We start from the raw sequence: 13,910 nt of genomic DNA, 5'->3' as shown, positions 1-13,910 counted from the left end.
CTATGCTGACGATCTGAGCAGCAAAAAGCGACTTTGACTTCAGCTACTGGTTTAAAATTAAAGGATGATATTGGACATCAATATGTAGAGTGGTGAATTCACCAGTTGAGCCATTTCATTGCAAACGTGTTTTCCTTGCGAATGTACATCCGGCGCAGTTCATCACCGAAAAAAATCACCAATGCAAATGGCAGGCTTAGCAGTAGTTGCCAGGCTTCCAGCGGGGCAGTACCAAAGAAGGTATTGCAGATTGGAACATAGCAGATCACGGCCAGCAGGATTAATTCGGTGATGATACCGAGTATTACCAGCCGGTTGGTCAGTGCCCCTAAGCTGAATACGCTTTGCCGTCGCGTACGGCAAACCATCACGTTGGCGATCTGGCATATTACGATAGAAGCGAAGAAGGCTGTCACCGCTGAGCGATATAACGGGTCGCTAGATGAAAGTTCCAACCCCCAGGACCAGCCACCGTGATACAGGACGACAAAATAGCAGAAAAAACCTGAGACGGCCTGGATCATACCGACGACACCGTAGCTTCTGAATAGTAAATGACGGGTGAGTAATCGTTCTTGTCGAGATCGTGGAGGCCGCCGCATGACATCTGACTCTGGCTTTTCAGAGCCAAGACCCAGTGCCGGAAGGATATCGGTTCCCAGGTCGATGGCCAGGATCATGATGACGGTCAGCGGTAGTGGGATGTTCAACAACACATAAGCGATAAAGGGCAGTATTTCCGGCACATTGCTGGTCAGGATATAGGCGATGAATTTCTTGATGTTTTCAAAGATGGTCCGGCCTTCTTCGACGGCGCTCACTATGGTGGCAAAGTTGTCGTCCATCAGTACCATGTCACTGGCCTCTTTGGCGACATCGGTGCCCATTAGCCCCATTGCGACCCCCATGTCTGCATTTTTAAGTGCTGGTGCGTCATTAACCCCATCGCCGGTGACCGATACCACTTCGTTCTGTGCCTGTAATGCACGCACAATGCGTAATTTCTGATCCGGATTGGTGCGTGCGAATACGATCTCCGGTGCGGTTAGGGCGCTGTGAAGCTGTTCATCGGACATCGTCGCCAGGTCTTCGCCCCGGATCACGACGCCTTCGCCTCTGACCAAACCAACCTGACGGGCGATGGTTTCGGCGGTGATCTCAAAATCACCTGTGATCATGATGACTTTAATGCCGGCCCGGCGGCAGCGTTGAATCGCGTTGGGGACTTCCGGCCGTGGCGGGTCCTGCATGCCAATTAAACCAATCAGGACAAAGCCACTTTCATCGCTTAGTGTTGCTCGCTCGATATTGCGATAGGCCAGGGCCAGTACGCGTTCTCCGCGTTTAGCCAAACGCTGAAAGTCGTCGAGAAAGTATTGGCGCATTGCATCGTTCATTGGCTGCTGAGCGTCTTTAAGCAGGTAAGAGTCGCATTTATGCAGCACCACTTCGGGCGCGCCTTTTAACCAAGCGGTATGGCCTTCAGGCGCGCCAGTGCGATTAATGGTTATCATGCGTTTGGTTGATGAGTCAAAGGGCAGTTCATGACATCGTTCGCGAGAGTTTATTTGCGTAATATCAACTAACCCGTTGGCGTAAACCAGCAGGGCACCTTCGGTGGGATCACCACTAAAGCCGTCAGGGTTCAGATAGGCGTTATTGCAAAGCACCATGGCATCCAGGAGCAGTTTTGCTCCGGGCTGTTTAAGAATGGTACGCTCCCAGGCGACAAACTCTTTCCGGTTCAGAATGATTGTGTTGACTCGGATCCGGTTTTGGGTCAGGGTGCCGGTTTTGTCGGTACAAATGACGGTGGTGCTACCAAGTGTCTCGATACTTTCGAGGTTTTTGATTAAGGCGTTTTTTTTCGCCATGCGCCGACTCGCCATTGTTAATGCCAACGTAACGGTTGGCAGTAGTCCTTCCGGAACGTTCGCAACAATAATGCCGATGGCAAAGATCAGGCTGGCAATCTGTCCCTTACCAATCGCCAGACTGATGGCGAAGAACAGAATGCCTAACGCAATGGCGATGAATCCGATAATGCGAGTAAAACGCCGCAGTTCCTGGCGTATTGGAGTTTCCACTTCCTCTGTTGCTTTGGTCAGTTTCACCACATGGCCAAACTGGGTATTCATTCCAGTACTATAAACCACGGCTTTGCCGTCACCACTCTGAACCAGAGTGCCGGAGAAAATCATATTCCGGCTTTCGAGTATATTCGCACTGGTTGCCTCCAGATGACGTAACTGCGGTTCACTTTCTCCGGTAAGGCTACTGAGATCTATTTTTAACTGACTGTGTTTCAGCAAACGGCCATCGGCGCAGATACGGTCGCCTTCAGCGATGATCATGACGTCACCCGGCACGACCTCATCGGCGCGGACACTTGACGGTTGACCGTCTCGCAACACCGTGACCATCTGGGGCAGTAAGCGGGTAAAACTCTCCATAATTCGCTCGGTCTGGTGTTCCTGGAGATAGGTGAAAATGGCATTTAGAATCACCACAGCAATCAGCGCATAGGCGATATAGAGGTTACCTTGTCCCGGTTCCAGTTGTTCTGCTACTAAGGCAAGAACTCCACCGATGAGCAGTAAGATTGCGAAGTAGTTGCGCAGCTGCTCCAGAAACTTCAGCCACTCTGGTTTCTGTTGTTTTGCCTCCAGAATATTGGCTCCCAAGGTTTTCAGTCGCCGTTGTGCTTCAGCCGTACTTAATCCGTCTTGACTCGAAGAGAGATCTGTCAGCAACTGATCGATAGCGATTTGGTGTGCATCTTGCAAATGCCATTGATTAGTATTATTGGGATCGACATTCACTGGCAGTCTCCATACAGTTGAATGAACAAGCCACTTGTTAGTCAAGCTACGGAGTACCAAAGTGCTGACACAGAAGGCAAGGGTGTACTTAGCGATGGCCTGTAGATTAAGAATAATACGCTTTTCCCTTGCACGCCTTATCGGTCGGGCGTAAGAAGAGACAAAAAAACATTTTTGCATAGCCATTACTCTCATAGCTCGGCTATAGAGTGACATCACCAGCTAATATTTTAATCACTTGTGTGTTCTGATTTACGGTGAACTAGAAATAGCGCCAATTGGTGCAGGCAGTCATTGCCTGAAACGTTTAACTCAGGTGTTACGACAAGGGGATCGGGGCGGAGAGGGGAGAGTAATCAGACACTCCAAGAGTTTACCTGGAGTGTCTGAACCAGCCAGAACTAATACAGTTTAAGCGAGTTTAAAGCGTTTCATCACTTGCTGGAGTGAAACGGAAAGCTGGCTCAGTTCGCGGCAGGCCTGAGCCGTTTGCTCTGAACCTTGTGATACTTCCTGTGATGCCAGGTGAATGTTTTCTATGTTACGATTCAGTTCTTCTGCAACCGAATCCTGCTGATTGCAGGCAGTGGCGATCTGGCTACCCATAGCGGCGATATCGGAAATGGAGAGCTCAATATCGTTCATCAAATGCTTGGATTGAGTGCCTTGCTCCGTGCAGACAGAGATACTGCTTCTTGACAGCTCGGTCGCGGATTTTGCGTCTTTGGCCAGTGATTGTAGCTGTTCAATGATGGTCGTAATTTCGCTGGTTGAGTCCTGGGTGCGGCCTGCGAGCGTTCTTACTTCGTCAGCAACGACAGCAAATCCTCGGCCAGATTCTCCGGCCCGCGCCGCTTCAATAGCAGCATTGAGCGCCAGTAGGTTGGTCTGGTCAGCGATATTACGGATCACATCGACAATTACATTGATTTGGTTCGACTGTTGTTCAAGTTCAGCAACGGTATCACCAGCAGCGCTTATAACGTTGGACACTTCCTCAATAGTGTCTACCATTGTCTGGCTAATGCGTACGCCATCTTGTGTGCGCTGATTGGCCTGATTCGCTTGATTGGCCGCATTCTCGGTATTGTGGGCAACATCGGCGATGGCAGCTTTCATTTCTGTCATTGCGGCTGCCACTTGGGTGATTTGTAGTTGTTGAGATTTCATTCCTGATGCTGATGTATCCGAAATCTGGTTCATCTCTTCAACCGCACCGCTTAACTGGGTCACCGCTGCGATCACATTGTCGATTACCTGACGCAAGTCATCCTGCATCTTGCTGGTTGCATCAGCCAGTTCTCCCAGTTCGTCATCACCAATTGCTTGTCGGTCGATGTTGTTAGATAAGTCACCGGTCGCGATGGCATTGGCCTGGTCTACGACCAGCTTTAAAGGCCCGCAGATTAACCGGGTCAGAATGTAGGTCATCAGGGTCATGATCATTAAGATGATGACGTTGCTGCCAATAGTTGAACTGCTCTGTCCGTTAACCGAAGAGAGGATATTTGACTTGTTGCTCTCCATGGCTTGTTTAAGCAGGTGGATCAGCTCTCCGAGTTCTGTGTCAACGGCCTGAAAAGCGGGCAGAGAATTTACCAAAATGGGATGAGCTTTCATTTTGTCGTTGGCCAGCATGGCCTCATTGTATTGATCCATGGTGAGATTGTAGCTTTCCAGATTACGCATAACCTGTTGGAAAATATTACGTTCTTCGTCAGACCAAATCGTTTGGCCATAGGCATCCAGCTTACGCAAAATTTCATTACGTTCACGGACGTTACTTGAGATCTTATTTCGGATTTTATCTGAACCTTCAAATGTGAAGGAAACAAACTGAGAGCGACGTAAACGCGAAAGGTCATCTCTAATCTCATCTATGCTTTCCATTGCTGGTAAGGTGTCATCAGTAAAGTTGAGGAGTTCGGATTTTATAGTTTTGAGCTCTGAAGACAAAAATATGCCCAGCATGATATTGACAAGTGCAATGATGAAGAAGGAAAAAGAAATTTTCTTCGAAATCGAAAGATTTTTAATAAACATTAGTGATATACCTTGTTTTTATATGTTGTGTCGCCAAAGTAAACCACGTCCAGATGTGTGATGAAGATCCATATTGTTACTGCAACAGATGTAATGTACCACTAAGTTTTCTGGTTTTCGATAGAGATATGAGCTTTAAAATAAATTTATCCATGTCAATCTTTTTATGCAGGTAAGACCAGCTTGTGAACAATTCGCATTCATTCGATGCCAGAACATATTGTGAGTTGCGGACCTGATGAGTTGTTGGATGTAGGTCGTATTAATATGTGATCAGAATTCGCGATGTCGGCACTTGGAAAGACACCGGACAGGGTGCTATAACGAATGGTGTTCTGAAGTAAGTGAAATTGGCGCGTTAATCTGTGCGTTCAATAAGCAGTTATGATGAGCTTTGTTTGAAAGTTTTTGATTAACCATTTTACAATGCCGCAAGATATTCATTAAAAGCTGGATATGTTGTGGTTTGGATCTTTTAATGTTGCGTGCTTGTTTGTATTACGTATCTATTGACATAGTTCTGACATTTGCGATGTAAAGTCAGTTTCTTGTTATTATTAGGAAAGGTTTTTTAATATAAGTATTAAACTTTTCAGATCACGAGAAGTGGTTATTATTTATTATTGTGATTTCATATTCATGGAATAAACATCACATTTAACAAGTTATTACCTTTTATATCCTGATGATTTGGATGTGCTTTTCAAAAAAAACTCGATCTTTTACATTAATTTGGTTGAGTTTTAATCAATTCGTTTGTTAATATCCTTCCTGCAAATAAAACTTAGCAGACTGATTGATATGACAGCTCGTTAATAACATCGGCTTACATATCTGTTCTGTTGCATTTAAATAGTGGTGGTTAGGTTTGACTTTTATGCTAATAACATGACTCTCAAATTGCCTAAACTCAGGCATTAGCGACGTTCTGGCTTAGATCTGACTATCAAGCAGAATTTCGATCAAAATCTCAGGTAAAGAAAACATCGACTGGTGGGTATACTTATGTACCACCGGGTGAATATTATTTTTTAATAATTATTTACGATGATTTAAAGCCAACGAAATAAGAAGCGTTATAGACATTTAATTCTAACGTTTTACTGCTTATTTCGATTATATAAAGTGTGGCCGCCAGGCTGGCTGCATTAATCATCCAATTTCTATCGAAGATATTTAATTTTAGAACAGTGGTAGTTTTTAATTAAAGATATTTGATATGCATATATTTAATTTTACAGACGTAACTTCCTGAAATAAAAGCAATGCTTGTTATTCTTTGCAGGCAAAATGGCTTTTTTATAAAAGTAGAATCTAAGTGGTAACCTAATGTGGTTGCCTATGTATTTCTGAGCATAATTTTGGCTCCCAAGATTAAAAAACTAAGAACTTTAACTATGTTTAATATCCCTTTTCGTTCAAGTATTCTCGCCTCGCGACTGAACAAACTTTCAATATCTGCTCTTTTGGGAGCATCTTCCTTTCTAATGGCTGGTACGGCAACGGCAGTGCCTTTTGCTACGGCCGAAGATAGTGTATCCATTGCTGATCACTATCATGACGTGACACATGCCCATCACGGCCATGGAACCGAGAAGCATGGGAAGGCAGACAAACATAACAAGGCTGCTCAGGAAAAACACCATCAAGCGGTAAAACAAACTTTGGCCCTGACCGAAGCAATGGCGGATTATCGCCGGGCTGATCACTCGAATAGAGGTCAGCACTTAAAGCAAATGCTGGCCCTGGCAGAAGAGCGTCAGGCGGTGTTGGCTGAGTTGGTGCAATCGGATCCTGCCGCGGCGGTTGAGTTACTTTTGACCGCAAAAGACCGTCAAGGCATCCCGGCACAAGTTCAGGCTTTGCTCGAGCAACAGCACGTGGTGAAAGGTGAGCTTGAGGTGTTCTACGAAGACTATCAGGATCATAGCCAAAGCCGCCTGCGACATGTGCTCACAACCGATAACGGACGCACTGAGCTGCACATGCCGAACACCGCAAAGGCACACCAGATTCAGTCCGGTTCAAAAGTTCGCGCCCGTGGCTGGCAATTAAATAATACCGAGCAACAATCTGGTTCTTTGGTGTTAGAAGATGAGCAAAATGCTTTGTCTGTTTTATCTCAGGACAGCACAACGACAACTGATACATCCACCTCGACAACGGCCGCATTGACTAACACATTGGGTGAGCAGCGCACTTTAGTACTTCTGGTGAACTTCCAGGATAATGCTCAGCAGCCTTGGACACTCGATGAAGTCAGAGATATGGTCTTTGGTAAGGTTAACGATTTCTACCAGGAAAACTCAAATGGCCAAACCTGGTTGAGTGGTGATGTTCATGGTTATAACACTCTGCCGATGGATTCGACGACTTGTGATTCAAGCGGAATTGATCGCTATGCTCGTCAATATGCGCAAGAAGATGGTATTGATCTCAGCCGGTATAACCGCTTGATCTACTTGTTTCCTAAGGTAAGCAGCTGTGGCTGGACCGGAAAAGGCACACTGGGGGGAACTCAGTCTCGGGCATGGATTAACGGGTCATTTACCTTGAATACCATCGGTCATGAGCTGGGGCATAACTTCGGTTTGCACCACGCAGAAAAGCTGGATTGCGGCGCGGATACCATTGGTGATAACTGCATTTCTGTTACTTATGGCGATACCATGGATATTATGGGCGCTGCCGGCGTTGAGGGCCACTTCGGCGCATACAATAAAGAGCGTTTGGGTTGGCTGACCCCAGGTTCCGGTGAGATTATTACCGCTGATACTGAAGGCAGTTATGTGCTGGAACCTTATGAATCTGCGTCAGAAGGTGCAGTGAAAGGATTGAAAATCAAGCGTGGTACCGATCCGGTGACCGGCCAGGCAAGCTGGTATTATCTTGAGTATCGTCAGGCAATCGGTTTTGACAGTTTTCTGCAAGGCAAAGACGGCATTACCAATGGTGTGGTATTTCGCGTAGCTTCCGAGTCTGATACCCAGGGCTCTCAGCTACTGGACATGACGCCATCAAGCTCCTGGGCTGATATGGATGATGCTGCGCTGGCCGTGGGTAACAGCTACACCGATCCGGATGCCGGCGTTACCATCACTACGGAATGGGCCAACAGTACCGGTGCCAGTGTGCATGTCAGTTTCGCGGAGCAGACTTGTAGCCAAACTGATCCGGTGATCAGGTTGGCATCAGGTGAAACTTTCACCGGTGTAGCGGGTGATACTGTTAGTTACAACGTAACTGTTACCAATAACGATAACGATGGCTGTGCTGCTTCGGATTTTGACGTAGCAGCGAGTGCACCTGCTGGGTGGACGGCGACAGGCGCTACATTAAATCTGGCTCCTGGAAGTAGCGAAACGACAACTCTGAATATCACCTCAAGTGGTACTGCAACAGATGGTCAGTACGATATTGCGATTAGCGCCATCAACCGTGCCGACAGCAATTTCAGAGCCAGTACCGTTGCGAGCTATGTGGTGGAAACCCCAATTGAAGCCTGTGTATTGGCTAATCCGGTGATGTCATTCACCGCGAACCAAAGTGGTGAAGTGGCAGCCGGGACAACCGTGAGTTACACCGCTACGGTGACCAGCCAAGACAGCAGCACCTGCGAGCCGTCTGCTTTTGATGTGGTTGCCAGCGTACCGGAAGGTTGGAGTGCAGACAGCGGCAGCATCATTCTGGCACCGGGCAAGACAGCGTCGGTCAGTTTGAATGTGACGTCATCGCAAACTGCAGCTGAGGGTGTGTATGCCATTAATGTTTATAGCTACAACACCACTGATATGAGTTATAACAGTAACGCAGCGGGTACTTATGCTGTCGCTGCTCCGGCACCGGTGTGTGTTGCCGAAGCGCCGCTGTTGTCCGTCTCTTCCCTTGCTGGTGAAGTGGCGGCTGGCAGCCGGCTGGATTACTCTGTAACCGTAACCAACCGTGATAGCCAGGATTGTGCAGACAAAGACATTGCCATCTTTAGTCAACTGCCGGCAGGCTGGAGCGGTACCAGCAGCAAGGTTACTCTGGCACCGGGCGAAAGCCGCACGGTCAGCATCAGTGTTACGTCAGCGACCACGGCCGCAGAGGGTAGTTATAGCATTGCGATTAACGCGCAAGATATGGCGGAAAGTAACCTGCTCAGCCAGAAGGTGGTGAACTACGTCATCATCACGCCAGTTAACAACGCACCGGTTGCGGTGAATGACAGTGTGACGCTTGCAGCCAAAGAACCTGTGCAGATTGATGTTCTGATGAATGACCGCGATCCGGAAGGTGATGCTTTACGCATTGTTGCAGCAACGCAAGGAGCAAAAGGCAGTGTGCAGATCACTGCTGATGGTCAGATTCGCTATACGCCGGCAAAGAGCTTTAAGACCAGTGACAGTTTCAGCTATACCATCAGTGACGGTGATAAAACTGCCACAGCGACTGTGTCGATTAGCCTGAGCAGCTCAGGGTCTGGTGGGGGTAACAAAGGCAACGGTAAAAAATAACACACCGCTCAGATGAGCAGTGCGCGAATTAAAAAAAGAGAGAGCCAAGGCTCTCTCTTTTTTGTTACTGGTTATAGTTTTTTACCGGAGTGTAGCCATAGTTGATAATCACGTTTTGTCCTTGCTCTGATTTCAGAAAGGCAACAAAACGTTTACCTGATTCGTCAAGCGCTCCCACTTTATAGAAGATCAGGAATGGACGAGCTAACTGGTATTTATGATTGCTGATGTTTTTTGCCGACGGTTCAGTACCTTCATACATAATCGCTTTGACTGAATGATCAACCGAACCAACCGAGATAAAACCAATTGCGTGTGGGTTATGGTTTACAATGGTTTTGACCATGCTGTTGCTGTTAACGACCAAGTTATGCGGATCAATATCTGATACCAAGCGGTTGTTAACAATTTTGGTCAGACCGAGCAGACTTTCAAAACTGTACCGTGAGCCTGACGAGGCTTCACGTGTGACGACTGCGATCGGTTTTTCTTCGCCGCCTACTTGCTTCCAGTTAGTGATCTTACCTTTATAGATGTCGTACAGCTGTTGGTGTGTCAGGTTTTCGATCTTGTTACTGCGATTGACAACCACAGCCAGACCATCATAAGCGATAGCAAAAACGTTTAAATCTTCCCCTTTTTCACGTTCTGTCAGATAGCGTGAGCTCATCCCGAGTTCAACCACACCTTTATTGACCATAGTGATGCCGGCGCTGGAGCCGATTCCTTGCACTGCAATGTAATCTTCGGGATGGGCTTTGTTGTATTCTTCCGCAAGGATATCCATGACGCGAGCCACAGAGGTGGAACCTGAGATATTGACTTCTTTTGCCAGTGCGCCTGGGGCAGATAGTGCTATGGCAAATAGGGCTGCCACAGTAAAACGTAACATATTGAACTCCACATACGGTATAAATCAGCCATCATGATATTTCGTTCCGGTTACACTTTTGTGAAGGTGCATCATTAACTGGTAAAAGTATTGGTTTACACTGCTCGTGTGTTGATTCGTTATAGCTATACTAATGAGTAGACATCAGGAGTGTATACATGTCGGTATCTCAGTTGGCGACCAGTCGCTTATATAAATCCGTTCAGCGGCTGTGCTCTCAGCGTAACGCTAACCTGCCTGTGGAATTAGGCAAGTGTCTGTATCAGCCGGTTGAGAATGGTGTGGAGCTCTATCACGCTCATTACTTGTTGGATTCTCAACATAGTGAATACACATTACCCATAGCTAAAATTCTTTTTGATGCGCAGCGGCAGTTGTGGCTGTTTTATGTTCCTCGCGAGCGAAATGGGGAAGTGCAATGGCGGTCTTACCGGCCGTTAGCTCAAAGTGGCAATCTGGAGGATCTCATTGCCGAGTTAGAACAAGATCCTCTTGACTGTTTTTGGTTTTAAGTTTTTTTAAACCGCTATCTGATTGCGAAATTCCTTGGGAGTCACATGGTAGATCGACTTAAAAGCGGTACTAAAGTGCGCTGCACTTTTAAATCCAGACTCAAATGCAATCTGGGTGATTGATTTTTGTGAAACCCGCAACTGGGTAGCGGCATGGTTAATGCGTTTTACTTTTAGTATCTGAGAAAAGGAGAGTCCCTCTGCAGCCAGGCGTCGCTTTAAAGTGGCGATGGACATATCCATATGTGTGGCCAGGGTATCTAAGGTGATGTCTTTTTCGATATTGTGTTCGATATAGCGGATTGCTTTTTGCGGCGCACTCAGGCTGCTGGCATCATCGATAATGGATAAGATGTTGGGCTTCACGGAAGCCATCAATGAAAGTAAGGCCAGAGCAACTTGTTTTTGAACATACTCGGGAACAGCATGAGATACCAGTTCGACCAATGTGTCTTTTAATTGGGTGATGCAGACGTTTTCTTGTGGTGAAAAAGGATAAAAACGTCGATTGGCTGGTTCTGAGGTGATCTCCGGGTGGGAGGCTTTAAACTCACTGAACAGTGATATATCAAAAACGATCGCCATTGCTTTAAACCCATTGGCTCCGGGGTTGGCTTCGGCACTTTGCAAGTCGATAGAGTTATACAGGGTGAACTCGCCTGACTGTAAGCGGCATTGTTCTCCGCTGGGTTGATTAAGGATTAGTTCGCCCTCTTCTACAATGTAAAGTCCGTTGTGAGTGGGTGTGTAGCGCTCACTCTTGCGTGGTTTGAAATGACTAAAGCGGATGATTTCTATGTTTGGCATAGGCATTGTTATTATCTTTTTTTATAGACAAAAAAGGCGCTCAAAAGAGCGCCTTTTCTTCCAATTTGCATTACTCGCTGACAGCTTGTTCTGCACAGGCAGTTGGCTGTTCGGCAAAGATCTGCGTTGGTTTGGCAACTAAACTACGGTTTTCCTGATTCACTTCCGCCAGTACGACTTCTAATGTATCGCCCAGTTTAAATACCACCTCTTTATCAATAGAAATGGTACCACTATCACCGTTACACTCAATTCTTTCTTTATTATCAAGAATTAGCTTACCAGGAATAAAGGCCGCTGCGCCATTTTCGAGAAGTCGGACACGTACACCTGCGCGATTTATGTCAAAAATCTCACCAGTGAAACACGTTTGCTTAGTCTGCTCTTCAGCAAGGGTGCGTGCATAGAGCCAATCGGCCACATTGCGTTCCGCGATTTTGTGGTGTTTACGATGTAATGCCAGTTCTTCACCAACAGCATCATCAGGTACCTGTTGAGGAGCTTTATCCATAATCAGTGCTTTGAGCATTCGGTGGTTGATCATGTCACCATATTTACGGATAGGGGAGGTCCAGGTCGCGTAAACATCTAAACCCATTGCAAAATGAGGCAGTGGCTGGTTGCCCACTTCACTGTAGGCCTGGAATTTGCGAATTCGGTTGTCCAGGTAGCTGGTAGGTTGTTGACCTAACCAACGACGGAGAGCGGCAAACCCTTCTAATGTGGTGATGGATTCCGCATTAAACTCCGGTGAACCTTCAGAGTTAACCAGTTCAACGACATCCGCGACTTTTTCACTTTTAAAGCCGGAGTGGGTGTTAAATACACCGGTTGCAAACTTGTTACGTAACGCACGGCCGGCACAGATATTGGCGGTGATCATCGCCTCTTCCACTAAGCGGTTGGCACTGCGGCGCATATCGGCATGAATGGCGATGACATCATTATCTTCGCTGAGCTCGAATCGGTAATCTGGTCGGTCAGGGAAAACCACAGCGTGTGTTTCTCGCCATTGGGCACGAGCAAGAGAAAAATCGTACAGATCGCGCACGACAGCCGCAATATCTTCAGATGGTTGCCACGATTCTGAAGCACCAGTTTCCAGCCAGTCAGAAACATGGTTATACGCTAAACGCGCGTGAGACTTCATATTGGCGGCAAAGAACTCGATGTTATCGCCGATCACACCGTCTTTATTAATTGTTACCGTGCAGCAAAGCGCCGGACGAATCTGACCTTCAATCAGTGAACACAGGTCATCGGCCAGATCACGTGGTAACATCGGAATATTGCGTCCAGGAAGATAGATAGTGTAACCGCGCTCACGGGCTACTTTGTCCATTTCATCCTCTGGCATAATATAAGCGGTCGGATCTGCGATGGCGATGGTCAGCTCAAAATCACCCGATTCGGTTTTCTTCGCGTACAACGCGTCATCCATATCTTTGGTTGATTCGCCGTCGATGGTGACAAAAGGAACATGAGTCATGTCGACTCGCTCCAGATCTGCGTCATCTTTCAGTTCCCAGTTGTCGAGGCCTATTGGTTCTGAGTTAGGCAGGTCGTTACCAGCCAGTGTGACCCACCATGGTGCGATTTTATCATCACCGTCAGTGATTTTTTCTGAAATCTCAACGAAGAACGAGTTATCCCCACTAAGCGGGTGACGAATGAGATGAGCGACAACCCAGTCGCCTTCGGCAAACTCGTTCGGGTTTAATCCTTTTTTAACTTTAGCTTTCAAAGATAGTCTTTTCAGCTGCGGATGATCCGGGGCAACATTGAGCTTGCCTTTAAACATTTTTATGCGACCAATAAAGCGCGTAAGAGATTGTTCAAGTAGCTCTTGTGGCTCGGCAACTTCACGTTCCTTCTCGGTACGGATAATGGCAACGACTTTGTCACCATGAATACATTTTTTCATGTATGCCGGTGGAATGAAAAAGCTGGTTTTGCTGTCTACTTCCAGGAAACCAAAACCTTTGTCGGTCGCTTTGATCGTACCTTCTTTTTTGGGCAGGTTTTCTTGGATTTGTTGCTTGAGCTGAGCGAGTAGCGGATTATCTTGAAACATCTTTTATATATCTATCTGAATGTATTGAAGTTTGTTGTGCCTGGCTAAGTGCTCTTAACCACCACATGATCTAATGTCGTGTGATAGAGAGCTTCAACTTGTTGCAACAAACTGTCGAAAAGTGTTACTGCGACACATGTTACTTGGCTCGGGCATGATTGTATAGCGCTCATTACGGCATCAATAGCGAGCTTGGGGTGGTCGCACAGGCGGTATTGTAGATTATTAACTGCGTGGCGATAAAAACCTTGTTGTGCGGTT

7 protein-coding genes are annotated in these 13,910 nt (G+C 46.8%); 2 read left to right on the top strand and 5 right to left on the bottom strand.

Translation table 11 applies throughout. The features are described 5' to 3' along the window. Positions 1-98 precede the first annotated feature (98 nt). Complete coding sequence (locus P2G85_RS06815) at positions 99-2,822, bottom strand: HAD-IC family P-type ATPase (RefSeq protein ID WP_275863354.1); 2,724 nt, start codon at positions 2,820-2,822, stop codon at positions 99-101. Between the two features lie 411 nt (positions 2,823-3,233). Continuing rightward, positions 3,234-4,865 (bottom strand): methyl-accepting chemotaxis protein, encoded by a 1,632-nt coding sequence (locus tag P2G85_RS06810; RefSeq protein ID WP_275863353.1) that lies wholly within the window; start codon positions 4,863-4,865, stop codon positions 3,234-3,236. A gap of 1,487 nt (positions 4,866-6,352) precedes the next feature. On the opposite strand from P2G85_RS06810, the gene P2G85_RS06805 reads away from it, so the two are divergent. Then, positions 6,353-9,364 (top strand): Ig-like domain-containing protein, encoded by a 3,012-nt coding sequence (locus P2G85_RS06805; RefSeq protein ID WP_275863352.1) that lies wholly within the window; start codon positions 6,353-6,355, stop codon positions 9,362-9,364. 64 nt (positions 9,365-9,428) lie between these two features. Here the strand turns inward: P2G85_RS06805 and P2G85_RS06800 are convergent, their stop codons facing one another. Continuing rightward, positions 9,429-10,256 carry a phosphate ABC transporter substrate-binding protein gene (locus tag P2G85_RS06800; protein WP_275863351.1) on the bottom strand — a complete coding sequence of 276 codons (828 nt, stop codon included), beginning with the start codon at positions 10,254-10,256 and terminating at the stop codon, positions 9,429-9,431. Between the two features lie 158 nt (positions 10,257-10,414). On the opposite strand from P2G85_RS06800, the gene P2G85_RS06795 reads away from it, so the two are divergent. After that, the gene (locus tag P2G85_RS06795) at positions 10,415-10,768 is read left to right on the top strand and encodes a DUF3024 domain-containing protein (protein ID WP_275863350.1); all 354 of its coding nucleotides are present in this window, start codon (positions 10,415-10,417) and stop codon (positions 10,766-10,768) included. 6 nt (positions 10,769-10,774) lie between these two features. Here the strand turns inward: P2G85_RS06795 and P2G85_RS06790 are convergent, their stop codons facing one another. Next, positions 10,775-11,575, bottom strand: coding sequence for an AraC family transcriptional regulator (locus P2G85_RS06790; RefSeq protein WP_275863485.1), 801 nt, complete (start codon positions 11,573-11,575; stop codon positions 10,775-10,777). Between the two features lie 70 nt (positions 11,576-11,645). Continuing rightward, positions 11,646-13,649 carry an exoribonuclease II gene (rnb, locus tag P2G85_RS06785; protein ID WP_275863349.1) on the bottom strand — a complete coding sequence of 668 codons (2,004 nt, stop codon included), beginning with the start codon at positions 13,647-13,649 and terminating at the stop codon, positions 11,646-11,648. Between the last annotated feature and the right edge of the window lie 261 nt (positions 13,650-13,910).

Origin of the sequence: Vibrio sp. CAU 1672, from assembly GCF_029223195.1 — a bacterium.
GTDB lineage: Bacteria > Pseudomonadota > Gammaproteobacteria > Enterobacterales > Vibrionaceae > Vibrio.
This window is presented reverse-complemented; position numbering and strand designations above follow the sequence as displayed.